The following is a 25,619-nucleotide window of genomic DNA, read 5'->3' on the forward strand; positions in this document are numbered from 1 at the left end:
GGCGGCAGGGGTTCGCGTCATGTGCGCGGCCCCAGGAACAGTCCGCCGCTGGCGTCGATGACCTGGCCGGTGATCCAGCGGGCGGCGTCGGAGGCGAGGAACGCCACCACGTCCGCGACGTCGCCGGCGTCGCCGAGGCGGTCGAGCGCCGTCGATCCGGCGATGAACGCGGCCAGGCCGGGTGCTTCGAAGACGGCCGCGTTGGTGGGCGTCCGGGTGGCGCCGGGGGCGACCGCGTTCACCGTGATGCCCCGGACTCCGAGTTCGTTGGCCAGGGTCAGGCTCATCGTCTCGATCGCGCCCTTGGTCATGGCGAAGGACGTCTGGGCGGGGTTGGCCATGCGGGTCGCGACGGAGGAGATCGTGATGATGCGGCCGCCGTCGCGCAGCAGGGGCAGTGCCCGCTGGATGATGAAGTACGGCGCCCGTACGTTCACCGCGAAGAGGTGGTCGAACTCGGCCCGGGTCGTGGCGCCGAGCGGGCCGGTGGGCTGTGCCGCCGCGTTGTTGACGACGATGTCGAGGGGCCGTCCGGCCAGGCCCGCCTCGATTCCGGCGAAGAGCGTGTCGACGTCGCCGTCGACGCCCAGTTCCGCCTGGACGGCGAGGGCGGCGCCGCCGGCGCGCTCGATCTCGCCGACCGTCGCCGTCGCGCCGTCCTCGTCCGTGCCGTAGTGCACGATCACCATCGCTCCTTTGGCTGCCAGCCGGGTCGCGATCACCTGGCCGATGCCGCGCGAGGCTCCGGTCACCAGGGCCGTCCTGCCGGTCAGATCGTTCATGTCCAACACTCCCAACTGTTAGCAACTACCTACTTGGTAGTCTCTATCACGGTGGTAGTGTCTACCATATGGCTGAGCGGCACTCAACCCTGCGAGCGCGACGACGAGCCCAGACGCAGCGCACGATCCAGGCACACGCGATACGGCTGTTCAGCGAGCGCGGATACGACGCCACGACCATGAACGACGTCGCCGAGGCGGCCGGCGTGTCACCCATGACCGTCTACCGGCACTTCCCCACCAAGGAAGATCTCGTGCTGGTCGACCAGCACGGCGAGCTCATCGCCGAGCGGATCGCCGCCTCACCCGCCGGCCAGCCCCTGGTACGCCGCATCGGCGGCGCGCTCGTCGACGCGGCCGCCGCCCTGACCGGCGACGACGTGGCGGCGGACCGGCGGTTTCTGCTCGTCCGCCTTCAGCTCATGATCTCCACGCCCGCGCTGCGGGCCAGGCACCTGGACAACCAGTACGCCCTCCAGCAGGCCATCATCGGCGCTCTGGAGGGCGACGCCGCCGACCCCGACGCGGCGTTCCAGGCCCAGGCGGCGGCCAGCGCCTGCCTGGCCGCCCTGCACACGGCGATGGTGCACTGGGCCGAGGACGACGGGCGGGCCGATCTGCCCCGCCTGATCGGCAAAGCCCTCGCGGCCGTCTTCGGCGACGACGTCCTCGGACCCGCGCGATGACCGGCCGCGCGCCGCCGGAGCCGGTGGAGCGGCGTGCGCGGCCCGGCGCCCTACGGGAAGCCCCGGATTCGGCGGCGCACAAGCAGCCTTGGTCCCTCGAACCCTGAGGGGCCTCCGGCGGGGACCTCTCAGGAGGCCGGTTTCAGCAGGTACCCGATGTCCCGGCCGAAGGTGATCCCGGTGCGGGATCGTGGTCGGCCGCTCTCCCGCACGACCCGCCGATCGACCGGTGCCTGGTATACGAGCCCGCCGGGCCGCCCGGCGGGGCGCCTACCGGGACTCCTCGCGCTCCTTCGGGTCGAGCACGCTGGACAGGAAGGCCCTGGTCCGCTGGTGGCCCGGGTTGGCCAGGAGTTCGCGGGGCCGGCCCCGTTCGACGACCACGCCGTCGGCGAAGAAGGTCAGCCAGTCGCCGACCTCCCTGGCGAAGGCGATCTCGTGGGTGACCACGACCATCGTCATCCCCTCGACGGCCAGGCCCTTCATGACCTCCAGCACCTCGTCGACCAGCTCCGGGTCCAGGGCGGAGGTGGGTTCGTCGAACAGCATCAGCGCCGGGTTCATCGCCAGCGCCCTGGCGATGGCCACCCGCTGCTGCTGGCCGCCGGAGAGCTGGTGGGGCCGCTTGTGCGCGTGGTCGGCCAGGCCCACCCGGTCCAGGTGCTCCATGGCCAGCGTCCGCGCCCGGTCCGCGGGGGTGCCGAGGACGTGGACGGGGCCGCAGGCGACGTTCTCCAGTGCGCTGTGGTGGGCGAACAGGTTGAAGCGCTGGAACACCATGCCGATGTTCCTGCGGAAGGCGGCGAACTCCTTGGGGGTCCAGGGGTGGTACCTGTCGCCGCGCAGGGTGTGGCCGACCTCCTCGCCGAGCACCCGCAGGCTGCCGCCGAGCACCGGCTCCAGGCCGTTGATGCACCGCAGGAACGTGGACTTGCCCGAGCCCGACGGGCCGATGACGCAGCTCACCTCGCCGGAGGCGACGGTGAAATCGACGCCGTTGAGCACCTGCACGTCGCCGTAGCCCATCCGGACGCCCGAGGCCTGCACGATCTGCTCGCCCGCCGCGTTCATGCGGTCACCTTCGGCAGGATCCTGGCGGCCAGGCCGCCGCCGCGCACCAGCCGTACGGCCTCGGAGCCGAAGCGGCGCTCCAGCCTGCCCTGCAGGAAGGTCGCCACGGCTGTCATGAGCATGTACCAGAGGCTCGCCACGATCAGCAGCTCCATGATCAGATTGTTCGCCTTGTAGATCTGGCTGGCGTTGGTCATCAGGTCGTGCCCGGCGACCACGTAGACCAGCGAGGTGGTCTTCAGCATGGAGATGAACTCGTTGCCGGTGGGCGGGATGATGATGCGCAGCGCCTGCGGCAGCACGATGACCCGCATCCGCTTGGCCGGCGTCATGCCCAGCGCGTACGCCGCCTCGGTCTGGCCGTGGTCGACGGCCTGGATCCCGGCGCGCACGGTCTCGGCGAAGTAGGCGGCCAGGTTCAGCCCCAGCCCCAGCATGGCCGAGGTGAAGCCGGTCATCACCAGGTTGGTGTCCCACTTGACGCCGATCATGGTGAACGGGATCTTGAGCACCAGCTCGGGGAACAGGAACGCCAGGTTGTACCAGAAGATGAGCTGCACGAGCACCGGCGTACCGCGGAAGAACCAGATGTAGAACGTGGCCAGCCCGCTCAGCACCGGGTTGTGCGCCAGCCGCATGATCGCGACGAGCACGCCCAGGACCAGCCCGAGGACCGTGGCCAGGACCGAGATCTCGATGGTGACCCAGACCCCGCTCAGGATCCGCTCGTGGAACAGGTACTCGGCGACCTTGCCCCAGTCCAGGTTCGGGTTGCCCACCATGAGGTAGGCCAGGCGGGCCGCGACCGCCAGCGCGACCGCCGCGGCCAGCCAGCGGCCCCAGTGCCAGGTCCGCGCGACGGGGATCGGCCTGCCCGACGCGTCGGTGATCGGTTCGGTCCGCATGGTCACTTACCGCCGTTGACCACGGCGGACTGGACGGCCAGCTTGTCGAGGTTCCACGCCGCGAGCAGCTTGCCGTACTCCCCGCTCTGGATGAGCGAGTCCAGCGCGCCCTTGACGGACTCGATGAGCTCCTTGTTGTCGGGCTTCATCCCGATGCCCCACGGGCTCTCGGTGCCTTCGAGGGCGATCGCCTCCATGGCGAGCTTGGGGTCCGCGGCCTTGTAGGCGGCCACCACGTAGTCGGTGACGATGGCCTGCGCGCGGCCGTTGCCCACCTGGAGCATGGCCTCCGTGTCGCCGGGGAACTTCAGGATGTCCACCGCGGCCTTGCCGTCCTTCTTGCAGTCGGCGTCGTAGCGCTCGGCCAGCTCCATCGAGGAGCCGTTGTCGACGACGGAGACCGTCTTGCCGCACAGGTCCTTCGGCCCGGTGACGCCGGCCGGGTTGCCGGCCTTGACCAGCATCCCCGAGCCCGCCTGCACGTAGTCGACGAAGGTGATCTGGCCCTGCCGCTCCGGGTTGTCGGTCATCGAGGAGATGACGAAGTCGTAGCGGCCGGTGAGCACGCCGGGGATCTGCGAGTTGAACTCCTCGTCGGTGATGGTCACCTTGACGCCGAGCTTCCTGGCGATGGCCCTGGCCAGGGCGGGGTCGAAGCCGATCGGGGTCTTGCCGTCGCTGGCGAACAGCTCCATCGGCGGGTAGCCGATGGAGGAGACGACCTTCAGTCCGTCGGACTTCAGTTTCGCCGGCGCCTTGGCGGCGAGGTCCTTGTCGGGGGTGATGGCGTTGATGACGTCGGCCGCCTTCTCCTCGGCGGGGGCCTGGTCGAGGACGACGTCCGGCGCGGCGGCCGGCGCCGCGGCGGACGCGCCGTCGTCGAGGGACTGGGCGCCGCAGGCCGCGGTGGCGGCCAGCAGCGCGCCGGCGGCGAGCGTGGTGAGGATCCGGGTGTTCAAGGGGGGTGCTCCTTCAGGAGTGCTGCCAGCGGACTTCGCCGCCGACGACGGTGGTCATGACCTTGGTACGCAGCACCGCGGCCGGCGACTCCACGAAGGGGTCGGTGTCCACCGCGATGAAGTCGGCGAGCTTGCCGGGTGCGAGGACGCCCTTGCGGTCCTCCTCGCCCGCGGCGTAGGCCGCGCCGAGGGTGTGGGCGGTGAGGGCCTCGCCCATGCTCAGCCGCTGCTCGGGCTGCCAGCCGCCGGCGGGCGTGCCGTCGGCGCGGGTACGGGTCACCGCGGCGTACAGCGCGGCGAAGGGGTTGGGGTGCTCGACCGGGGCGTCGGAGCCGAAGGCCAGCGCGACGCCGACGTTCAGCATTCCGCGCCAGGCGTAGGAGGCCAGCTCGCGCCCGGCCAGCAGGGTGTCGACCAGGTCGATGTCGCTGGTGCAGTGCACGGGCTGCATCGAGGCGACGATGCCCAGCCTGGCCATCCTGGCCAGGTCGCCGATCCGCAGGTGCTGGGCGTGCTCGATGCGGTGCCGCAGCCCGGCCGTGGGGCCGAGGGCCTCGTAGGCGTCGATGACCAGGTGGTTGGCCTGGTCTCCGATGGCGTGCGTGGCCACCGCGATGCCGGCCCCGGCGGCCGTGCCGAACAGCCTGACCAGGTCCTCGTACGGCGTGACCGCGATGCCCACGTTGCCCTGCTCGCCGGCGAAGGACTCGCCCATGTGGCAGGTGTGCGAGCCCAGCGCCCCGTCGCTGAAGATCTTCACGGGTCCGGTGCGGAACCAGTCGTCGCCCTGCCCGGTGCGGCGCCCCTCGGCGATGGCCGCCTCCAGGTGGGTCATCGGGATCGCCTTGTGCACGCGTATCTTCAGCTCACCGGTCTCGCGCAGCTCCAGGTAGGCGGCCCGGCAGTCCTCGCCGTCGATGTCGTGCACGCTGGTCAGGCCGAGGGCGAGCAGCTCCTCCTGCGCGGCGCGGAGCTGGTCGCGCAGGTCGGCGGAGACCATGAGGTTGCGCAGCGGGTAGGAGGCCGACTCGCGCAGGATGCCGGTGGGCTCCCCGCTCGCGTCCCTGACGATCTCCCCGCCCACCGGGTCGGGGGTGCCGGCGTCGATGCCGGCCAGCCGCAGGGCCGCGGAGTTGGCCCACACCGTGTGGCCGTCCACGCTGGGCAGCGCGACCGGCAGCTCGGGGCAGACCGAGTCCAGCGCGTACCGGTCGGGCTGCGCCGGCGGGTCCCAGGTGTTGCTGTTCCACCGGCCGCCGAACAGCCAGGCGCCGGGTCGCAGCCGCGCCGCGTGCGCGGCCACCTTGCTCAGCGCGTCGTCCAGGGAGCGCACGTCGCGCAGGTCCACCGCGTCCAGGCTCTGGGCGTACTGCGCGGTGTGGATGTGGGCGTCGTAGAGCCCGGGGAGCACCGCGGCGCCCTCCAGGTCGATCAGCTCCGCTCCCGGGCCCGCGGCCTCGCGCACCTCCGCCTCTCCGCCGACGGCCAGTAGCCGCTCACCGTCCACGGCCATGGCCTGGGCCAACGGGTTGCCGCTGTCTCCTGTGCGGATGGCGGCGTTGCGGTATACGCGGATGCTCATGTGACTCTCTAGGGCTCGGCTCGATTGACGGTGGCCATCACTGTAGGAGTGGCGGAAAGAAGTCGGAAGCGCTATAAACACGACATTCAGCACCTCTGAGCGTAAGGAGCTCTAATGCTGAAGCCGGAACACCTGCGCACTCTCCGTGAAGTCGTTGAGCTGGGGTCCTTCGCCGCCGCCGCCAACCGGCTCGGTTACACCGCGTCGGCCGTCTCCCAGCAGATGGCCGCGCTGGAACGGGAGATCGGCGTCAGGCTGTTCGCCCGCTCCGCCCACAGCGCGCTGCCCACCAGCGCCGCCGAGGTGCTGGCCAGGCAGGCCGAGACCGTGCTCATCGACATCGAGCGCATGGTCGCCACCGTGCAGGCCGTGCACCGGAACAGCGAGCGGCAGATCCGCCTGGGCGTCTTCCCCAGCTTCACCGACGTGCTGACCGGCGTGCTGCGGCGGATGGAGCCCGAGGAACGCGCCGGCATCAGGGTCTCCGTCGCCGAGTCCTCCCAGCTCATCCCGCGCCTGGGCGCCGGCGGCGAGATGGACGCGGCGATCATCTACCAGGTGGGGAACTCCGGCCTGTCGTGGCCGTCGGCACTGGGCCGGCGCTGGATCGCCGAGGACCGCTACAAGCTCGTCCTCCCGCGCAGCTGGCCCGACCTGGCGCCCTACCGGGTCGAGCACCTCGTCGACCTGCCGTGGATCATGCACCACCCGGCGACCAGCGACGCCGCCATCTTCGAGGGCCTGTTCGCCCACTGGGGGCTGCACCCCCGGGTGGCCTGCCACTCCGACGACTTCAAGATCACCATAGCCATGATCGGGGCGGGGATGGGCGCGGCGCTCGTCCCCGAGCTCGCGCTGCGCGGGCACGGCCCCGACATCGTGGTCGCCGACGTGCCGTGGCTGAACATCAGTCGCAGCATCTTCACCCTCGTCCATCCCGACCGCGAGACCGCCCGGCTGCAGTCCCTGCTGGACGCGCTGACGCTCTGACCGCTCCCGCGCACTCGACGGGGCACGGCGGATCTGCCAGCATGTGCCGGATCACGGGCGCGGCCGGCGACGGACCCGGCGCGCCGATCGTCACCGGCCGGACTCCCCTGTGGCCGGAGCGGGTGTTAGGAGATCCTTGACTGTGGAACACGAGGCGGCGATCGCCAGGTCCGCCGAGGCCATACGCCTCCACCGCGGGCACAACATCCTCATCGAGGCCGGCGCCGAGCCGGTCATCGACCGGCTCGCACGTCGCGACCGGCCGGTGCCCGCCACGCCACCCGAGCTGTGGGCCTGGACGTTCGTGGTCAAGGACATGATCGACGTCGCCGGGCTCCGCACCACCCGGGGGTCCGTCCTGTACGGGAGCGAGGAGGCGCTGACCACCGCGCCGTGCGTCGAACTGCTGGAGCGCGCCGGGGCCCTCCTGGTCGGCAAGGCCAACCAGCACGAGTTCGCCTGGGGCGTCACGAGCGAGAACCCGCACTGGGGCGATGTGCGCAACCCGCGCCACGAGCATCTGGCTCCCGGCGGGTCGAGCGGCGGCACGGCCGCGGCGCTCGCCGCCGGGATCGCCCGGTTCGGCCTCGGCACCGACACCGGCGGCTCGGTGCGGATCCCGGCGGCCTGCTGCGGCGTGGTCGGCCTGCGCCCGAGGGCCGGCGTCATCTCCTCCGAGGGGGTCGCGCCCCTCGCCCCGATGTTCGACGTGGTCGGGCCGATGGCCACCTCGGTCGCCGACTGCGCGCGCGTGTGGCGGGTGCTCTCCGGAGAGGCCGTCGAGCCGCCGCGCTCGCTGTCGGGGCTGGTCGTCGGCGTCGCCGAGGGATGCGCGCAGGCCGGGGAGTTCGCGGACCTGGGCGCCGAGGTCCGCGAGATCGCCCTGCCGTACGGGATCCTGTCCCCGTACTGGACGATCGTGGGCGCGCAGGCCCGGCGCACCCACGAGGCCACCTATCCGGCGAACGCCGCGAGCTACAGCGCGGGCGTGCGGCGGAAGCTGGACGACGCCGGCGGGATCGGCCATCGGGAGTACCGCCGGGCGGTGGAGGAGCTCTCGGCCGTCCGGGCCGGATTCTCGGCGGAGACGGCCGGCGTCGACGTCCTGGTCATGCCGACGCTCGGCGGCCCCGCGCCGCGGGCCGGCTGCGACGAGGCCGCCGTCCGCGGCGAGGTCGGCCGGATCACCTCCGTCGTGTCCGCGCTCGGCCTGCCCGCGCTGGCCATCGGAGATCTGCAGGTGGTGGGGCGCCGCGAGGCCGACGTGCTGCGGGCCGGCCTGTGCCGGGAGGCCCGCGGAGGCGCGATCCCCGCGCCGCGCTGAACGTCAGACGCGCGGCGACAGGCTCCACGGGTCGACCGGGACGACGCCCGTGCAGCGGCCGGAGGGGTCGAGGAGCCGCCCGTAGAGCTTCGACTGCCGCAGGACGATCTGCCGGTCGGCGATGCCCGCGTACGGGAAGCGCTCCTCAAGGCGCATCACCAGCGGATGCAGGTCGGAGACCCCGTGCAGGCCGACGGTGAGGAGCATGTTGCGGGCGCCCGCGAGCGCCGCGCACGTCCGCGTCTCCGGCCAGTCGAGCAGCGCCCGGCCCGTCTCCTCCAGCAGGCCGTCCGGCATCCGCAGCCACAGCACCGCCGAGGAGTGCCAGCCCGCGTGCGAGCGCGCCAGGTCGCAGCGGAAGTCGATGTCGCCGGTCGCGACCAGGCGTGACAGCCTGCGCTGCACCGTGCGCTCGGACTTGCCGACGGCCTGCGCGAGCTCGGAGTAGCCGGCGCGGCCGTCGGCGAGCAGGGCCTTGAACAGCAGCCGGTCGATCTCGTCCATCTGCCTGGTGGACTCCGCCGGCCCCGGCCGCCTGGCCAGTGCGCCCGCGGACCGCGGCGGCAGCACCCGCAGCCGCCAGCGGCACGAGGCCTCGAAGACGCGCGTGGCGACATGGGTGCGCACCTTCGCCACGCCGGGCACCCGCGGCAGGTCTGTGAGCAGGTAGTCCGCCAGCGCCGGCATCGACGCGGCGACGGCGATCACGAACAGGTCGTGACCGGCGGCGACGTGCTGCACGGTGATGAGGTGGCCCTCCGCCGCGAGCGTGCCGGCGACCTCGACCGCCGCCCCGGCCTCGCAGTCGATCTCCAGGAAGGCCATGCTCATCGCGTGCATCTGGCGCTGCCCCAGGGCGACGGTGGTCCATGCCTCCCCCGTGCTGTTCAGCCGCTGCCAGCGCCGTGCCGCCGTCACCGGGTCCGCGCGGGTCGCCTCCCCGATCTCCACCCAGCTCGCTCGCGGGTTGATCTGGAGGGCGTCGATGAGTTCGAGGTCGGTCTCCGACAGCAACCGCCGGGGCTCGATGCCGGAATCCTGCATCATTGATCCTTCAGTGTCACATTGCTGCGTTTAGAGACCAGATGCACCTTATACCTCGATCCTTGTGCGGGTAGCCGCCCCGGGCCCGCCCCGGGCCCACCCCCCGCTCACCCCCGCTCACCCCGGCTCACCGCATGGAAGAGGACGCCCCCAGATGACTCAGTTCCACGATCGCGCCCCGGTACCGGCCGGGGGGCGGGTCGCCGATCCCGGGTCCGGACCGCACGCCGCCGCCGGCGGCGCCCGGTGAGCAGGGCCCGGCTGGTCGGCGTCCTCGGCGGCATGGGCCCGGCGGCCACCGTCGACTTCTACGGCAAGCTCGTGGAGGAGACGGCGGCCACCTGCGACCAGGGACACGTGCCCGTCGTCATCTGGGGCGACCCCCGCGTCCCCGACCGTTCCCTGAGCCTGCTCGGCGGCGGTGAGGACCCGACCCCGTATCTGCGGCGCGGCGTCGAGGGTCTGAAGCAGGCGGGGTGCGAGGTGCTCGCCGTGCCCTGCAACACCGCCCACGCCTTCGTCCCCCGCCTGGCGGAGGAGGCCGGGCTGGAGCTGGTGAGCATCATCGAGGTCACGGCCGACGCCCTCGCGGCCGACGGCGTCCGCGCGGCGGGCGTGCTGGCCACCTCGGGCACCCTGCGCGCCGGCCTGTACGCGGACGCTCTGCGACGGCGCGGCGTGGCGGTGATCGAGCCGGACGAGCCCGGTCAGCGGCAGGTCACGGCGGCCATCGGCGCCGTCAAGGGCGGCGGCGTCCAACCGGCCCACCGGCGGGCGCTGGCGGAGCTGTCCCGTTCCCTCGCCGATCGCGGCGCGGAACGGGTCGTCACCGCGTGCACCGAGCTCGTCCTGGCCCTGGACCGCTCCCGCGTCCCCGTCCCGGTTCTCGACCCCGCCCGCCTGCTGGCCCGCCGGCTCGTCGAGGTGGCGCTCGGCGCTCCGGTGTCCACCGCGGTGGGCACCGGCGCTCCCTGATGCCACACTTCCCATATGACGCAGAAGGAGCCCCGTTCCCTGATGCCCAGCATGCGGCTGGACGAGCTGCTGGCGGAGCTGCAGGTGCGGCTGGAGGCGGTGCTGGCCACCCGTGACCGCGTGCACGCCCTCCTGGAGGCGGTCGTGTCGGTGGGCAGCGACCTGGACCTGGAGACGGTGCTGCGGCGGATCGTGGAGACCGCCACCACCCTGGTCGACGCCGGCTACGGCGCGCTGGGCGTCATCGGGGAGGAGAACACGCTCGTCCAGTTCGTCCCGGTGGGGCTGAGCGAGGAGGAGATCGCCCGGATCGAGCACTGGCCGCACGGCCTGGGCCTGCTGGGCCTGCTCATCAAGGAGCCGCAGACGCTGCGCCTGTCCGACCTGTCCCAGCACCCGGAGTCGTACGGCTTCCCGCCCGGCCACCCGCCGATGGGCTCCTTCCTCGGGGTGCCGGTCCGGGTCCGCGAGGAGGTGTTCGGCAACCTCTACCTCACCGAGAAGCGCGGCGGCGGGGAGTTCGACGAGGAGGACGAGGCGATCGTGGTGGCGCTGGCCACCGCGGCCGGCGTCGCCATCGAGAACGCCCGCCTGTACGAGGAGACCCGCCGCCGGGAGGTGTGGCTGCAGGCGTCCTCCGACGTCACCACCGCCCTGCTGTCGGGCGCCGAGCCCACCGAGGTGCTGACGCTGGTGGCGCGCCGGGCCCGGGAGATGGCCGGCGCCGACGTCGTGGCGGTCATGCTCCCGGGCCCCTCCGGGGAGACGCTGCGGTGGGAGATCAGCGACGGCGCGCCCGGCGTCCGGCCCGCCGAGAGCGAGGTCCCCGTCTCCGGCACCCTCGCCGGCCGGGCCTTCCTCAGCGGCGAGCCGGTGACGGCGAGCGAACGCGACGCCGCCGCCTTCCCCATCGTCGGTTGCGCCGCCGATTCCGCCACCGACGTCACCGCCGGCCTCACCGCCGACGGGGAGACGCCGATCGGCCCGGTGGCCGCCGTGCCGCTGGGCCGGGCCGGGGCCGTCCGCGGGGTGCTGAAGCTCGGCAAGCGCACCGGCCGGATCCCGTTCAGCACCGGCGAGCTGCACACCCTGCGGTCCTTCGCCGGTCAGGCCGCGCTCGCCCTGGAGCTGGCCGAGGCCAGACGGGACGCCGAGCGCCTCGGCCTGCTGGAGGACCGCGACCGCATCGCCAAGGACCTGCACGACGTCGTCATCCAGCGGCTCTTCGCCGTCGCCATGACGCTGATGAGCATCGTCCGCCTCGTCGAGCACCCCGAGGCGGCGTCCCGGCTGCGGCACGGGATCGACGAGCTGGACGAGACCATCCGGCAGATCCGCTCCACCATCTTCGCCCTGCAGGCTCCCCGCGACGCCGCCCCCGGCCTGCGCGCGCAGGTCGTGGAGCTGGTGGAGGGCGCGCGCGGGCACCTGGGGTTCATGCCGGGACTGCGCATGGAGGGCCGCCTCGACAACGGCGTTCCGGCCCCGGTCGCCGAGCAGCTCACCGCCGTGCTGCGCGAGGCCCTGTCCAACATCGTGCGCCACGCCAGGGCCTCCAAGGCCGACGTGCTGGTCGAGGCGACCGACGACGAACTGCTCCTCCGCGTCCGCGACGACGGCGTGGGGCTGCCCGGCGAGGGCAGGCGCAGCGGCCTGCGCAACATGGAGGACCGCGCCCGGCAGCTCGGCGGCTCCTTCGAGACGGGCGCGGCCCCCGGCGGCGGAACCCTGCTGACCTGGCGCGTACCGCTCGGCGGCTGACCGCGCCCGGCGGCCGGTCCGGCCGCCGGGCCGCCGCCGGCGCGAGCCCCCGTCGGCGCGGACCCTCGTCGGTACGGGCACCGCCGGCGCGGGTGGCCGCCGGCGCGGGTGACCGCCGGTGCGGGCCGTCCTCAGCGCAGGCCGTCGAAGAGGTGCTCCTCGCGGCCCGGGGCGGGGACGCGGCTGAAGACGCGGATGAACGCCTCGTGGGAGAAGGCCCGGTGCTGGGCGTCGGCGGGCATGCGCAGCAGGAAGATGTTCTCGCCCTGGCTGGCGTGCGCCTCCAGCGCCTTGCGCTTGCGCTCGACGTAGGGGGCGACGTCCACCATCGCGGTGATCTGCTCCTCGGGGACGCCGAAGTCGTCGGGCAGCTCGAAGTCCTCCGGGGCCGCGCCGGTCGAACGGAGGAACTCGAACAGCTCGGCGATCCGCTCGCGGGGCACGGCGGTGTAGTAGAGCTTGGCGGGGACGCCGCTCGCCTCGGCCGCCGCCACGGTGATCCGGTGAGCCTGGATGTGGTCGGGGTGACCGTACCCGCCGTTCTCGTCGTAGGTGACCACGACCTGCGGGCGGTAACGCTCCATCAGCTCGGCCAGCCGCGCGGCGGCCCGCTCGACGGGGACGTTGGCGAAGGCGTCCGGCGCCTGGTTGGCGGCCCAGCCCTCCATGCCGGAGTCGTGGTAGCCGAGCAGCTCCAGGTGGTCGATCCCGAGGTGGGCCACGGACTCGCGCAGCTCCGCCAGCCGCAGGGCGCTCACCTCCGCCTCGTCGTGACCGTCCTCGCCGGGCTTGATCCCTCCGGGGGCGTCGCCCTGCTCGCCGTTGGTGCAGGTGACCAGGACGGTGCGGATGCCCTCGTCCGCGCACCTGGCCAGGATCCCGCCGGTCCCGATCACCTCGTCGTCGGGATGGGCGTGTACGGCCATCAGCGTCAGCTGATCCATCAGTCTTTCTACCCTTCCGTCTCCGTCACAGGCGGCCCGCGAGGCCGGGGGCGGCCTCTTCGAGCTCTTTCCGAGCCCTCTTCGAGCCCGGCCCACTCTACGGCGGCGCGCGGGACGGCGGACGGCGGCCCGGAGGGGACGCCGTCCCGCGGGATCACTCCGGGACGGCGGGCGCGGCTCCGGGCCGGACGTCCGGGGGACGCCGGGGCAGGACGAGGGCGGCGGCGCCGAGCAGGCCGGCGTCGCGGCCCAGGGAGGTGGCGTCCACCCGCAGGCGGCGGGTGAAACCGAGCCCGGCGTTCTCCGCCATCGCCTGCCGGAGCGGGTCGAACAGGATCGGCCCGGCGGCGGCCACGCCCCCGCCGACGACGACGCGGTCGAGGTCGAGCAGGGCCGCGGCGGTGTGGAAGGCGGTGGCCAGCGCGTCGGCGGCGCGGCGGAAGGCGGCCTGCGCGATCGCGGACCCGGCGCGGGCGCTCGCGGCGAGCGCCCGCGCGTCCGCCCCGGTCCAGCCGCCCGCGCGGGCCCAGCGGACCATGGCGGGCCCGCTGGCGACGGTCTCCACGCATCCGGACGCGCCGCACGGGCAGGGGTCGCCGCCGGGATCGACGGTGATGTGCCCGATGTGGCCGGCGTTGCCCGTCGGACCGAGGTACGGCACGCCGTCCAGGACGAAGCCGCCGCCGACGCCGGTGGAGACCACCACGCCCAGCACGGCGCGGGAGGCCGCCCGCCGCGGCTCCTCCCCCGGCCCCGGCGCGACCTCGGCGGACGATCCGGGCGCCGCGGCTCCCGGCTCCTCCGGTCCCTCCGGGAAGGCCCCCCGCCACCACTCCCCCAGTGCCATGCACTGGGCGTCGCCGGCCAGCCGTACCGGGCGGCCGGGCAGCATCCGGCCGACGGCGGCGGTCAGCGGGAAGTCACGCCAGCGGGGGATGTTGACCGGGCTGACCGTCCCGGCGCGCGGGTCGAGGGGGCCGGCCGAGCCGATGCCGATCCCCTCGATCGCATCGGCCGGCACCCGGGCGGTGACCTGCTCGACGACCTGGGCGAGTGCCCGGTCCGGCGAGCCGGCGCGGTTCAGCGGCACCTCGGCGCGGGCGGTCACGTCTCCGGCGGCGGTGACCGCCGCGGCGGCGAACTTGGTGCCGCCGATGTCCAGGGCGAGGACGGTCACCGGCGGGGCTCGTTCACGCAGCGCAGCACCGGGAAGGCGGTCAGCGCGTCCGGGTCGGGGAGGTCGCCGGCGGTGACATGGAAGACGGCGGTCTCCCCCGGCAGCAGCGTCACCGGCAGGTCGTCCACCCGGGCGTCGGGGTCGAGCCGGTCGGGGAAGAGGGCCAGTTCGCGCAGGAGGGTCCGGGCGGTGACCGTCACCCGGTGGCCGTCCCCCGCCGGTTCGGCGCGCGCGTCCCACCTGGCCTCGGGGAAGGCCACCCGGGTGTCCTCGGCGTAGAAGGACACCGTGCGCGTCCCGCCGAGGCGGGCGACGAGCAGTTCGGCGGCCGGGTCGCCGGGGGCCGCCACGGCGGCGGGCAGCGGGAGGCGGGTGACGGAGCGGGGGGCGACGGTCACCCCGGCGGTCTCCTCGGCCAGGATCTTCCCCGCCAGGTCGTGCCGGACCAGCGACAGCTCGCCGTGCCACGGCTCGGCCGAGTCGTTGACCAGCGCGGCCTCGCCGTCGATGACGGCGAGCAGCCGGTCGGCGTAGACGCGGCGCAGCGCGTACCACAGGGGTTTGCGGCGGCCGTCGCCGTCGACGGCGGCCCAGGAGGTGACCGGCCAGCAGTCGTTGAGCTGCCAGACGATGCTGCCGGTGCAGTGCGGGGCCAGCGCGCGGAAGCGGGAGACGCCGAACTCGATGGCCCGCGCCTGGTTCAGCTGGGTCAGGTAGTGCCAGTCGTCGAAGTCCTCCGGCCGGGGCAGGTGCTCGCCCAGGCCGCGCAGCAGCTTGCCGTTGCCGTCGATCGCCTTCTGGTGGTGCAGCACCAGGGGCGCGTCGGGGGCCAGCTCACCGCCGATCGCCCTGCGCATCGTGGCGTACGTGGCCGGGCCCTGGAAGCCGAACTCGGCGGCGAAGCGGGGGCGGTAGGCGGCGTAGCGGGTGTAGTCCTCGCGGTTCCACACGTCCCAGATGTGCACCGTGCCGCGTGCGGGGTCGTTGGGCGGCAGGCCGGGGGCGCCGGAGTAGGGGCTGCCGGGCCAGTAGGGCCGGGTCGGGTCGAGCTCGGCGACCACCCGCGGCAGCAGGTCGTAGTAGAAGCCCGCGCCCCAGCTGCGGCCCGCCAGGTCCTCCTGCCAGCCCCAGTCGGCGTGGCCCTCGATGTTCTCGTTGTTGCCGCACCACAGCACCAGGCTGGGGTGGCTCGCCAGCCGGGTGACGTTCTCCCTGGCCTCGGCCTCCACCTCCGAGCGGAACGGCTCCTCCTCGGGGTAGGCGGCGCAGGCGAACGGGAAGTCCTGCCAGACGAGCAGGCCCAGCTCGTCGGCCAGGTCGTAGAAGTCGTCGCTCTCGTACAGGCCGCCGCCCCAGACCCGCAGCAGGTTCACGTTCGCCTCGACGGCCTGGGTGAGGCGTTCCCGGAGGCGGTCGCGGGTGACGCGGTTCGGGAAGCAGTCGTCGGGGATCCAGTTGACGCCGCGCACGAACACCGGCTCGCCGTTGACCCGCAGGCCGAACGCCTCGGGGCCCTCCAGCTCCACCGCGCGGAAACCGATCTCCCGGCTCCACTCCTGGTCGCCCAGGCGCACGGTGAGGTCATGGCGCGGCCGCTCGCCGTACCCGCGCGGCCACCAGAGGTCCGGCTCGGGCACGGTGAGCGTCACCGCGGTTTCCCGCTCACCGGCCGCGAGCCACGCCTGCGCCGCGACGCCCGCCACGGCGATGTCCACCGCGAGCGGCTCCTCACCGACGCGCTCGACCCTGACGTGCACGTCCACCCGGCCGTCGCGGCCGTCGAGGGTGACCAGCGGGCGCACCTCGGCCAGCCGCGCGCCGCTCCAGCTCTCCAGCCCGATCGGCCGCCAGATCCCGGCGGTGACCACGGCCGGCCCCCAGTCCCAGCCGAAGTTGCACGCCATCTTCCGGATGAACTGGTACGGCTCGGCGTAGGCCCCCGGCCGGTCGCCCAGGGCCGCCCGCCGCTCCTCGGCGTAGTCGTAGGCGGAGCCGAACACCACGGTGAGGGTGTTGTCCCCCTCGCGCAGCAGGTGCCGTACGGGAAAGCGGTAGGAGCGGTGCTGGTTGGCGGTGGTGCCGACCGTGACGCCGTTGAGTATGACCGTGGCGACGGTGTCGAGGCCCTCGCAGACGAGGTCGGTCCGCTCGTGGCCGTCCGGCGTCCAGGTGAAGGCGGTCTCGTACCGCCACGCGGTGCGGCCGATCCAGGTGAGCCGGGTCTCGTTGTCGTCCAGGTAGGGGTCGTCGATGATCCCGGCGGCCAGCAGGTCGGTGTGCACGCAGCCGGGCACGGTCGCCGGCACCCCGGCCACCTCGACGCCGGACGGCACCCCGGCCGTCCCGGCCGTCCCGGTCACCTCGGTCGCCTCGGGGCCGGACGGTACGGCGTTCACCTCGACGTCACGCGGGACGGCGGTGAGGGTCCAGCCGTCGTGCAGCGGACGGTAGATGCTCAAGTGGTTCTCCTTCTCGCGGCGGCCCCGGCTTGCGGCGGCCGCCGGGCGTTCTTCTCAGCGGCCTTCGAGGCGGCCTTTGAGGCGGCCTTCGAGGCGGCCTTTGAGGACGCCTTCGGGGCGGCCTCCGGGACGGCCTTCGAGGCGTTCCTCGCGGCAGCCTTCGAGCCGGGCGCACGCCACGAAGTGGTCCTCCTCGGCCTCCGCGAGGCCGCCGGCGGCGCCGCTGTCGTGGTACAGGCAGGAGGTGACCGGCTCGGCGTCCTCCCAGGGGTCGTGCAGGCGCGGCACGGCCGACAGCAGCTGCCGGGTGTAGGGGTGCAGCGGCCGGCCGAAGACCTTGTCGGTCGCGCCCATCTCGACGACGGTCCCGTGCCGGAGCACGACGGTCCGCTCGGCCAGGTAGTTGCCCAGGGACAGGTCGTGGGTGATGTACAGCACGCCCAGTCCCCGGCCCTTGATCTCGGCGAGCAGGTTGAGCACGTCGATGCGGGTGGAGGCGTCGAGCATGCTGGTGATCTCGTCGGCGACCAGCAGCTTGAGGTCCAGCAGCAGCGCCCGGGCGATGAGGACGCGCTGGAGCTGGCCGCCGCTGAGCTGGTGGGGATACTTGCCGAGGACCTGGTCGGGGTCGAGGCGCACGTCCCGCAGGGCGGCGCGCACCCGCTCGTCCCACTCGGCGGCGGTCGCCGCGGGGAAGTACGCCTCTCTGATCAGCTGGAACACCCGGTCGGCCTTGAACACCGGGTTGAACGTGCTGAAGGGGTCCTGGAAGACGCCCTGGACGTGCCGGTAGTACTCCTTGCCGGGCCGTACCGGGGCGCCGTCGAGGGTGATCGAGCCGGCGGTGACCGGGACGAGGCCGAGGATCATCCTGCCGAGGGTGCTCTTGCCGCTGCCGCTCTCGCCGATCAGTGAGACGACCTGGCCCTCCGGCACGTCGAAGCTCACCCTGTCGACCGCGGTCAGGGTCTTGCCGCCGAAGGCTCCGACCTTGTAGACCTTCGTGACGTTGTCGAGTCTGAGCATCATGCCTTCCAGCAGGCGACGAAGTGGCCGGGTGCGACCTCGGCGGCCGGCGGCTCCTCGGCGCACCGGTCGAAGGCGAGCGGGCAGCGGTCCCGGAAGCGGCAGCCCGCGGGCGGGTCGAGCAGCGACGGCGGACTGCCCGCGATGCCCGACAGCCTGCGGTCGGTGTGGCGCACGCCGACCTCGGGCAGCGAGTCGATGAGCATCCGGGTGTAGGGGTGCCGGGGCGCCTCGACGATCGTCCTGGCCGGCGCCTTCTCGGCCAGCTTCCCGGCGTACATGACCATGATCGTGTCGGCGATCTGGTACGTGAGCGAGATGTCGTGCGTGATGAAGATCATGCTCTTGACGAACCCGTCGTCGCGGAAGCCGGCCAGCGCCTTGGCCACCGCCTTCTGGGTGGAGACGTCGAGGGCGGAGGTGACCTCGTCGGCGATGAGCAGCGAGGGGTCCAGGAGGGTGGAGACGACCATGACCATGCGCTGCTTCATGCCGCCGGACAGCTCGATCGGGTAGCGGTCCAGCACCTCGTGGGGCAGGCCCACCGCGTCCAGGCGGCCGAGCAGCTTGGCGGTGTCGGGGGTGACGCCGCGGGAACGCAGCAGCTCGCCCACCATCTTGCCGATCTTACGGGTCGGGTTCAGCGCGCTCATCGAGTACTGCGGGACGAGCGAGACCTCGTGGAAGCGGAAGTCGTTCATCCGCCGGTCGTCGCCGATGGGCAGCTCCGTGCCGTCGAGCTCGACGGTGCCGCCGACGTGGCGCATGCGGCCGTCCATCCGGATGAGGCTCTTGCCGAGGGTGGTCTTGCCGCAGCCCGACTCCCCGGCCAGGCCGAGGATCTCGGCGTCCCCCAGCTCGAAGGAGACGCCGTCGAGCGCCCGCACGTCGCCCCGCAGGGTCCGGTAGTGCACTTTCAGATCGCTGACCCGCAGGCTCATGTCTCCCTCAGCTTCGGGTTGAAGACCTCGTCGAGGCCGACGTTGGCGACGTACAGGGCTCCGACGATCGCGGTGATCCCGGCGCCCGGCGGGATGAACCACCACCACATGCCGAGCTGCATGGCGCTCCACTGGCTGGCGTTCTGCAGCATCAGGCCCAGCGAGACGCCCTCGGTGGGGCCGAGGCCGATGAAGTCCAGCGACGAGGCGATCAGGATCGAGTTGCCGAACAGCAGGATGAACGTCAGCAGCAGGTAGGAGCTCATGTTCGGCGCGATCTCCCGGGTGATGATCTTCCAGGTGTTCGAGCCGCTCAGCCTGGCCAGGTCCACGAAGTCCCGGCCGCGCAGCGAGAAGGTCTGCGCCCGGATGGCCCGCGCCGCCCACGGCCACGAGGTCAGGCCGATGAAGATCGCCTGCGCGGCGACGCTGCGGATGCCGAGGTAGGCGTTGATGATGAGCAGTACGGCCAGCGTCGGGATGACCAGGACGATGTTGGTCAGCATGTTCAGGATCTCGTCGAGGAGCCCGCCGCGGAAGCCGGCCAGGAACCCGACGACCATCCCGATGAGGGAGGCGACCACGCCGCCCAGCAGGCCCGCCGCGAAGGTGGTGCGCAGGCCGTACACGAACTGGGCGAAGACGTCCTGGCCGAAGGTGGTGGTGCCGAACCAGTACTCCGGCGAGGGGCCCTGCATGGGCGGGCCGACGTACTCGTTGGGCGGGGCGTCGATGGTCAGGGGCCCGATCAGGCCCAGCAGCAGCAGGACGAGGACCACGCCGGCGCCGGCGAGGAGCTTGCCGTTGCGCAGCGCGAAGTGCAGCGCCTCGCGGCGCCCGCTGACCGGTGCGGCGGCGTCGCGGGGGTCGCGGGGGTCGCGGGGGGCGGCTTCCTGGAGCGCGGTCATGCCTGGGCACCCGCCATTCCCGCCCGCGTCCGCGGATCGACCACGACGTAGACGATGTCGATGATGAAGTTCGCGGCGAGGACGCCGAGGACGATGAACATGAACGTGCCCTGCAGCAGGAAGAAGTCCTGGTTCTGGATGGCCTTGAGGATGAGGCTGCCCAGGCCCGGATAGGAGAAGACGATCTCCGTCACCAGGGCTCCGGCCACCAGCACGCCGAGCTGGAGCGCCAGGCCGGTGATCTGCGGCAGCACCGCGTTGCGGAAGGCGTAGCGCCGGATCAGCCGGTGCGGCGCGCCGAGCGCGGCGAGGTAGGTGGAGTAGTCGGACTCCAGCTCATAGATGATCATGTTGCGCATGCCGATCGCCCAGCCGCCGAGCGCGACGAGGAACAGCGAGGCGAACGGCAGCGCCCAGTGGTGCAGCAGGTCGAGCAGGAACTCCGCCGACCAGTTGGGCTGCATGGAGAAGCTGTAGCCGCCGGCGATCGGGAAGAGGCCCGCGACCACGCCCAGCCCCCAGGCGAGCAGGACCGCCAGCCACATGTACGGCATCGCGGTCAGAACGTAGCCGATCGGCAGGACGGTGTTGTCCATCAGCTTGCGCCGGGCCGCGTACGCCCCGAGCCGGTTGCCGACGACCCAGCTCAGCAGCACCGACGGGATCATCAGCCCCAGCGTGTACGGCACGGCGCCCATGATGACGTCGCTCACCGGGGTGGGGAACACCCAGATGCTGATGCCGAAGTCGCCGTGCAGCAGCGCCCCCCAGAAGTTGAGGTACTGCCGCCACAGCGGCTGGTCGAAGCCGAAGAGGCCGGTGTAGTACTGCTTCATCGCCTCGACGGCCGCGGGCTGGCTGACGTTGGCCCGGGCGACCATGCCGGCGACCGGGTCGCCGGGCATGAACCGCGGGATCATCCAGTTGACCGTGACGGCGACGACGAACGTCAGCCCGTAGACCAGTAGCTTCCTGCCGAAGTATCGACGCACGAGAGAACTCCCGAAAAGGGCCCCTCCTCCCCCCGGAAGGAGGGAAGGGGGAGGAGGGGGCGGAACCGACGGTCAGGAGGCGGGCTGGAGCTGGGTGAGCGTCTCGAAGCCGCCCAGTTCCATCCAGTTGCGCCACATGGCCGGCGCGTACTTGGGAGCGTTCGGGGCCGAGGAGGGCCAGTTCTTCCAGACGCTGGTGCTCGACTGGGCCCACAGGCCGTTGTACCAGAGCGGGATGACCGGCAGCTCCTCCAGATGGATCTTCTGGAGTTCGGCGATCTTCGCCTTCATGCCGGCGATGTCGTCGGTCTTGACCCGGTCGAGCTCCTGCACCAGCTTCCAGGCCTTCTCGTTCTCGTAGCGGCCGAAGTTGACGGTGTTCTGCAGCTTGCGGACCGGGAGCTGGAAGACGTACTCGTAGTACGTCCACGGGGTGTTGGACAGCTGACGCTCGTTGTTGAGCACCAGGTCGAAGTCTCCCTTGCCGCGCTTCTCCACCAGGGCGTTGAAGTCGGGGAAGTCGGCGGTGACGTCGATGCCGGCGGCCTTGGCGCTGGAGGCGATGACGCGGGCGGCCTCCATCCAGTCGGTCCAGCCGGACGGCACGATGAGGGTCAGCTTGATCTTCGAGCCGTCCTTGTTCTCCACCAGCCCGTCGCCGTCGCTGTCCTTGTAGCCGGCGTCGGCGAGGAGCTTCTTGGCCTTGCCGGTGTCGAAGGAGAACCCGGCCGACGACACCGTGGCCTGGTCGACGAACTGCTCCCACTGCGGCAGCAGGCCGGTGGGGCTGGCGGCCTTGACGAGATTGCCGTAGACGCCCTCGACGATCTTCTTGGTGTCGACCGAGGAGGCGAGGGCCTTGCGGAAGGCCGGGTCGTCCATCGGCTTCTTCGTGGTGTTGGGGACCAGCCAGGCGGTGTTGGCCGAGAGCATGTACGGCGGCTCGTTGTAGAAGGAGGTGATGCCGAAGTCGCCCTTGACGAGGTTGGCCACGCCCGGCAGGAAGTTGTTGCTGAGGTCCAGGCCCTTCTGCAGCAGCATGCCCATCGCGACCTCGTTGCTGGGGGTGGCGATGTCGACGATGTACTTGGGCTTGGGCTCCATGTTCAGGGCGGTCTTGCCCCACCAGTCGTCGCGGCGCTGCCAGACGACACGGTCCTGGCTGTGGCTCTTGTAGGTGTAGGCGCCGGTGCCGACGGGGTTCTCGTTGACCCCGTTGAGCACGTCCTCCTCGGACCTGCCGTTCCAGACGTGCTCGGGGACGATGGCGCGGCCGTAGAGGTTGAAATCCCACTCCTGGTAGTTGGCCTCGGAGAAGGTGAAGCGCGCGGTCCGGTCGTCAACCGCCTCGACGCTCTTCAGCCAGTCCCACATGTTGTGGAACGGGATGGTCTCCATCTTGCCGAGCTCGTAGGAGTAGACCACGTCCTTGGCGGTCAGCGGCTTGCCGTCCGACCAGTTCACCCCGGAGCGGAGCTTGACCTCGTAGGTCTTGTCGCCGGTCCAGCTTCCGCTCTCGGCCAGCCAGGGGACGAGCTTGGCGGCGTTGGGGTCGTAGTGGAACAGCGTCTCGTAGACCAGGCCCTTGGTGCCGGTGGCGTAGTCCCACTCGCGGATCGGGTTGAAGTTGGCCGGCGGCCCCCACTGGGAGCCGGTGGTGTAGAGCGTCTCGTTGCGGGGCAGCGAGCCGCCGTCTCCGCCACCGGGGGCCGCGGCGGGCGCGCTCGCCGCCCCGGAGCCCTGGGCGGGCGGCGTGGTCCCGCCACCGGAGCACGCGGCGACGGCCAGGCCCGTCGCCAGGAGCGGGAGGATGATCCGCACCCGGTTTCGCATCTGTCTCTCCTTCCCCCGCCGCCCGGCGGAGGTCTGAACGTCGTTCCAGGCCCCCGATGGATCGGCCCGCGGGAGCATGGCTCCCGCGGGCCTTGTGGGAGCGCTCCCAGTGCGCCGCGAAAGCACGCTCCCCGTCTTCGGGCCGGTGGATGGTGTCGCAACCCGCGCCACACCTCTGACGCGCCGGCACGGGGCCGGATCGCTCCGGGATGCGACTGAACCGGATAAGTACCGAGAACGTAAATTCCGCGTGTACGACGTGTCAATAGCCGTGACTCCTTCGAGACGTCCCGCCGCGCGGCCCGGCCCGCGCTCCGGCGAGGCCACCCGCGCCGAACAGCGGTGACATCGCAGGATCCGCCGCCCGCCCGCGCGTCCGGGCGGCGGGTGCTCCCGGCTGTGGGCGTGCGCGGGCAGGTAGTAGGGTGCGCGTGGACATCGAGAACCGAACCGATTCAGTCAGGGGGCGTCGTGAAGCGGCCGACGATCGCCGACATCGCCCGGCGGGCGGGCGTCTCCAAGGTGGCGGTCTCCTACGCGCTGAACGACCGCCCCGGGGTGTCGGAGGCCAAGCGGGCGGTGATCAAGGCGATCGCCCAGGAGATCGGGTGGCGACCCAACAGCGCCGCGCGGGCGCTGAACGGCGCGCGGGCGCGCAGCGTGGGGCTGGCCGTGTGCCGCCCGGCGCGCGTCCTCGGCATGGAACCGTTCTTCATGGAGTTGATCAGCGGGATCGAGAGTGAGCTGTCGGCCCGCTCCTACGGGCTGATGCTGCAGGTGGTGACCGACCACGAGCAGGAGATGGAGACCTACCGCCGCTGGTGGGGCGAGGGCCGCGTCGACGGCGCCATCCTGGTCGACCTGCACTTCGCCGACCCGCGCGTCACCGAGCTGGAGACGCTCGGCATGCCCGCCGTGGTGCTCGGCCACCCCTCGGAGGCGGGCTCGCTGGTCCCCGTCTGGTCCGACGACGACGCCCCCGTCCAGGAGACCGTCCGGTATCTCGCCGCGCTCGGCCACCGCCGCGTCGCCCGCGTCGCCGGACTGCCCCGGCTGGTCCACACCGTCCTGCGCGACCGGGCGTTCACCGCCGTCTGCGCGGAACTGGACCTGGACGGCCAGGTCATCGTGCACACCGACTACACCGGCGAGGAGGGCGCCCGCGCCACCCGCCGCCTGCTCAGCTCCCGCGACAGGCCCACCGCGGTCATCTACGACAACGACATCATGGCCGTCGCCGGCCTGTCCGTCGCCCAGGAGATGCGCCTGGACGTGCCCGCCGACCTGTCGATCGTGGCCTGGGACGACTCTCCCCTGTCCCAGGTCGTACGGCCCGCGCTGACCGCGCTGACCCGCGACATCCCGGCCTACGGCGCCCACGCCGCGCGCACCCTGCTGTCGCTGATCGCCGGCGAGGGCGTCCCGGGGGTCGAGGACGAGGCGGCCCGGCTCGCCCCCCGGGCCAGCACCGCCCCTCCCCCGCCCACGGCGTGACCCCGCTTGACCTTGACACGGTGACAAGGTCTTCAGTGGTGCCGAGGAGGTGGTCCCGATGGCCATGGCGGAACAGGACACGGACACGATTAGGGCTTCGCGGGGGCTGGAGGACGGCGACCCGTCGGTGCGACTGCGGGCGGCGCTGGCGGTCGGCACGGCCCCTGATCCGCGGTTCGTCGACACGCTCGTCGAACGATGCGCGATCGAGCCCGAATTCCATGTGCGCGACATGCTGACGTGGGCGCTCACCCGCCACCCGGCGTCGATGACGGTCCCGAGGCTCCTCGATGAACTCCGCTCGGAGCGCGCGCAGGCACGAAGCCAGGCGTTGCACACGCTGTCCAAGATCGGGGATCGGCAGGCGTGGCCGGCGATCACACGAGCGCTGCTGACCGACGCCGACGACGAGGTGGCGCGGAGCGCCTGGCGGGCGGCGGTCGTGCTCGTGCCCGAAGGTGAGGAGACCGGGCTGGCCGCGGTGCTGGCGACACAGTTCGGACGCGGCGGGCATGAGACGCGGCTGAGCCTCAGCCGGGCGCTGGTCGCGCTCGGCGAGGTGATCATGCCGGCCCTGCGCGCCGCCATGACGGATCCCGACCCTCGCGTGCGCGCTCACGCGATCGCCACGGAGCGGCTGTCGCGCGACCCGGATGCCGGGTTCGAGTTCGCGATCGAGGAGGCGAAGCGCGTCGTGGCCCTGGGCGGCCCCGGCCAGGAGGAGTGATGGGCAGTGTTGATCGGTGACGTGGCACGGCGGTCCGGGGTCAGTGCCCGCATGCTCAGGCATTACGACTCGCTCGGCCTGGTGCGGCCGACGGGTCGTACCGGGGCCGGCTATCGGGAGTACTCCGACGAGGACATCCGGCGGATCTTCCATATCGAGAGCCTGCGGTCGTTGGGGCTGTCGCTGCGTGAGGTCGGGCGCGCGCTCGACGATCCCGGATTCACACCCTCGGAGCTCGTCGACGACCTCATCCGTCAGACGCGGGAACGCATCGCGGCCGAGACGGATCTGCTCACCCGGCTCCGCCGGATCGGCGCCGCGGAACCCGCGGGCTGGGAGGACGTCCTCCAGACCGTCGCGCTCCTCCGGGACCTGGGGGCGAAGAGCGCCGGCGAGCGCCAGCGCGCGGCCCTGTCCGCGGCCGGAGAGGTCCCGGTGCCGGTGGAAGCGCTGGTCGAGGCGGTGCTGAGTGAGACGGACCCGAACGTCGCCGGGGCCCTCCGGTGGGCTCTGGCGCGATCGGGCGACGACGGACTGGCGCTGCTGGCGGAGGGCCTCGGCTCACCGGCGGCCGAGGTGCGCGAACGTGCCGTCCGGTCCATCGCCGAGATTCCGGGCGGGAAGGCGACCGCGCTGCTGCGGAAGACCCTCACGAACCCCGACATAGTGGTCCGCGGGTACGCGGCTCTGGCCCTCGGGGAACGCGGAGTGGCCGACGCGGTCCCGACGCTCATCGACATGGTCGTCGAGGGGACGAACGACGCCGACGCGGCCGACGCGCTGAGCGCGCTGGCGGGTCGTCCCGCGTCGGCGGACCGGATCGCCGCCATGCTCGTCGATCGCCTCGCCCACGGCGCCGTCGAACCGTCCGCACGCCCCCGGCTGACACAGGCGCTCGCGGACATCCCGGGAGCCACGGCGTCACGGGCCCTCGCGGATCTGTCACATGACGAAGACCGTGTCGTCGCGCTCACCGCGGCGTACGTTCTCGGGATACGCGACGCGCGATGACGGATCCCTCCCGGGGCGCCGCGCGCCC

22 protein-coding genes are annotated in these 25,619 nt (G+C 72.3%); 8 read left to right on the forward strand and 14 right to left on the reverse strand.

Going from position 1 to position 25,619, the window contains the following annotated elements; translation table 11 throughout:
* Positions 1–17 precede the first annotated feature (17 nt).
* Entirely contained in the window at positions 18–782 is a 765-nt protein-coding gene (locus tag IEZ10_RS26755) for an SDR family oxidoreductase (protein ID WP_189249290.1), read from the reverse strand.
* Positions 783–850: 68 nt separating this feature from the next.
* Between IEZ10_RS26755 and IEZ10_RS26760 the strand changes: the two genes are divergently transcribed.
* Positions 851–1,468 (forward strand): TetR/AcrR family transcriptional regulator, encoded by a 618-nt coding sequence (locus tag IEZ10_RS26760; protein ID WP_189249291.1) that lies wholly within the window; start codon positions 851–853, stop codon positions 1,466–1,468.
* 270 nt (positions 1,469–1,738) lie between these two features.
* Here IEZ10_RS26760 and IEZ10_RS26765 read toward each other — a convergent pair whose 3' ends face one another.
* Genes IEZ10_RS26765 through IEZ10_RS26780 form a run of 4 tightly spaced genes read right to left on the reverse strand, consistent with a single transcriptional unit; the run spans position 1,739 to position 5,985 of the window.
* Positions 1,739–2,539 carry an amino acid ABC transporter ATP-binding protein gene (locus IEZ10_RS26765; protein ID WP_189249292.1) on the reverse strand — a complete coding sequence of 267 codons (801 nt, stop codon included), beginning with the start codon at positions 2,537–2,539 and terminating at the stop codon, positions 1,739–1,741.
* The gene (locus tag IEZ10_RS26770) at positions 2,536–3,444 is read right to left on the reverse strand and encodes an amino acid ABC transporter permease (RefSeq protein ID WP_229811675.1); all 909 of its coding nucleotides are present in this window, start codon (positions 3,442–3,444) and stop codon (positions 2,536–2,538) included. Before IEZ10_RS26770 ends, IEZ10_RS26765 begins: the two co-directional genes overlap by 4 nt.
* A 2-nt stretch (positions 3,445–3,446) precedes the next feature.
* Entirely contained in the window at positions 3,447–4,403 is a 957-nt protein-coding gene (locus IEZ10_RS26775) for an ABC transporter substrate-binding protein (RefSeq protein WP_189249294.1), read from the reverse strand.
* 13 nt (positions 4,404–4,416) lie between these two features.
* Positions 4,417–5,985: an amidohydrolase gene (locus tag IEZ10_RS26780; protein ID WP_189249295.1), complete on the reverse strand. Its 1,569-nt coding sequence runs from the start codon at positions 5,983–5,985 to the stop codon at positions 4,417–4,419.
* Positions 5,986–6,099: 114 nt separating this feature from the next.
* Between IEZ10_RS26780 and IEZ10_RS26785 the strand changes: the two genes are divergently transcribed.
* Complete coding sequence (locus tag IEZ10_RS26785) at positions 6,100–6,975, forward strand: LysR family transcriptional regulator (RefSeq protein WP_189249296.1); 876 nt, start codon at positions 6,100–6,102, stop codon at positions 6,973–6,975.
* Between the two features lie 142 nt (positions 6,976–7,117).
* Positions 7,118–8,299: an amidase gene (locus IEZ10_RS26790; protein WP_229811715.1), complete on the forward strand. Its 1,182-nt coding sequence runs from the start codon at positions 7,118–7,120 to the stop codon at positions 8,297–8,299.
* 3 nt (positions 8,300–8,302) lie between these two features.
* On the opposite strand, the gene IEZ10_RS26795 is transcribed toward IEZ10_RS26790, so the two are convergent.
* Entirely contained in the window at positions 8,303–9,343 is a 1,041-nt protein-coding gene (locus IEZ10_RS26795; protein WP_229811676.1) for an Lrp/AsnC family transcriptional regulator, read from the reverse strand.
* Positions 9,344–9,589: 246 nt separating this feature from the next.
* Here IEZ10_RS26795 and cuyB point away from each other — a divergent pair, with 246 nt between their 5' ends.
* Both cuyB and IEZ10_RS26805 read left to right on the forward strand, forming a co-directional pair.
* On the forward strand, positions 9,590–10,318 hold the full coding sequence (cuyB, locus tag IEZ10_RS26800) for a cysteate racemase (protein ID WP_229811677.1): 729 nt from the start codon (positions 9,590–9,592) through the stop codon (positions 10,316–10,318).
* Positions 10,319–10,333: 15 nt separating this feature from the next.
* Positions 10,334–12,079 (forward strand): sensor histidine kinase, encoded by a 1,746-nt coding sequence (locus tag IEZ10_RS26805; protein ID WP_189249299.1) that lies wholly within the window; start codon positions 10,334–10,336, stop codon positions 12,077–12,079.
* A 131-nt stretch (positions 12,080–12,210) separates the two neighbouring features.
* On the opposite strand, the gene IEZ10_RS26810 is transcribed toward IEZ10_RS26805, so the two are convergent.
* From IEZ10_RS26810 to IEZ10_RS26845, 8 genes are all read right to left on the reverse strand, one after another.
* Positions 12,211–13,023 carry a PIG-L family deacetylase gene (locus IEZ10_RS26810; RefSeq protein ID WP_189249300.1) on the reverse strand — a complete coding sequence of 271 codons (813 nt, stop codon included), beginning with the start codon at positions 13,021–13,023 and terminating at the stop codon, positions 12,211–12,213.
* Positions 13,024–13,177: 154 nt separating this feature from the next.
* Positions 13,178–14,200, reverse strand: coding sequence for an ROK family protein (locus IEZ10_RS26815; protein WP_189249301.1), 1,023 nt, complete (start codon positions 14,198–14,200; stop codon positions 13,178–13,180).
* Entirely contained in the window at positions 14,197–16,659 is a 2,463-nt protein-coding gene (locus IEZ10_RS26820; RefSeq protein ID WP_189249302.1) for a glycosyl hydrolase 2 galactose-binding domain-containing protein, read from the reverse strand. Before IEZ10_RS26820 ends, IEZ10_RS26815 begins: the two co-directional genes overlap by 4 nt.
* Positions 16,660–16,713: 54 nt before the next feature.
* A complete protein-coding gene (locus IEZ10_RS26825) occupies positions 16,714–17,685 on the reverse strand; it encodes an ABC transporter ATP-binding protein (RefSeq protein WP_189249475.1) in 972 nt (323 codons plus the stop codon).
* On the reverse strand, positions 17,685–18,626 hold the full coding sequence (locus tag IEZ10_RS26830; RefSeq protein ID WP_189249303.1) for an ABC transporter ATP-binding protein: 942 nt from the start codon (positions 18,624–18,626) through the stop codon (positions 17,685–17,687). Before IEZ10_RS26830 ends, IEZ10_RS26825 begins: the two co-directional genes overlap by 1 nt.
* Positions 18,623–19,534 carry an ABC transporter permease gene (locus IEZ10_RS26835; RefSeq protein ID WP_189249304.1) on the reverse strand — a complete coding sequence of 304 codons (912 nt, stop codon included), beginning with the start codon at positions 19,532–19,534 and terminating at the stop codon, positions 18,623–18,625. The genes IEZ10_RS26830 and IEZ10_RS26835 overlap by 4 nt, the downstream gene beginning before the upstream one ends.
* Positions 19,531–20,526, reverse strand: a complete 996-nt coding sequence (locus IEZ10_RS26840; protein ID WP_189249305.1) for an ABC transporter permease — start codon at positions 20,524–20,526, stop codon at positions 19,531–19,533. The genes IEZ10_RS26835 and IEZ10_RS26840 overlap by 4 nt, the downstream gene beginning before the upstream one ends.
* A gap of 72 nt (positions 20,527–20,598) precedes the next feature.
* Positions 20,599–22,359: an ABC transporter substrate-binding protein gene (locus IEZ10_RS26845; RefSeq protein WP_189249306.1), complete on the reverse strand. Its 1,761-nt coding sequence runs from the start codon at positions 22,357–22,359 to the stop codon at positions 20,599–20,601.
* A gap of 471 nt (positions 22,360–22,830) precedes the next feature.
* Between IEZ10_RS26845 and IEZ10_RS26850 the strand changes: the two genes are divergently transcribed.
* From IEZ10_RS26850 to IEZ10_RS26860, 3 genes are read left to right on the forward strand one after another with little or no spacing between them, the layout of a single operon-like run.
* Entirely contained in the window at positions 22,831–23,853 is a 1,023-nt protein-coding gene (locus IEZ10_RS26850; RefSeq protein ID WP_189249307.1) for a LacI family DNA-binding transcriptional regulator, read from the forward strand.
* 58 nt (positions 23,854–23,911) lie between these two features.
* Positions 23,912–24,580, forward strand: coding sequence for a HEAT repeat domain-containing protein (locus tag IEZ10_RS26855; protein ID WP_189249308.1), 669 nt, complete (start codon positions 23,912–23,914; stop codon positions 24,578–24,580).
* Positions 24,581–24,586: 6 nt separating this feature from the next.
* Positions 24,587–25,591, forward strand: coding sequence for a MerR family transcriptional regulator (locus tag IEZ10_RS26860; RefSeq protein WP_189249309.1), 1,005 nt, complete (start codon positions 24,587–24,589; stop codon positions 25,589–25,591).
* Positions 25,592–25,619 lie beyond the last annotated feature (28 nt).

The sequence above is a fragment of the Streptosporangium pseudovulgare genome, assembly GCF_014648055.1.
GTDB lineage: Bacteria > Actinomycetota > Actinomycetes > Streptosporangiales > Streptosporangiaceae > Streptosporangium > Streptosporangium pseudovulgare.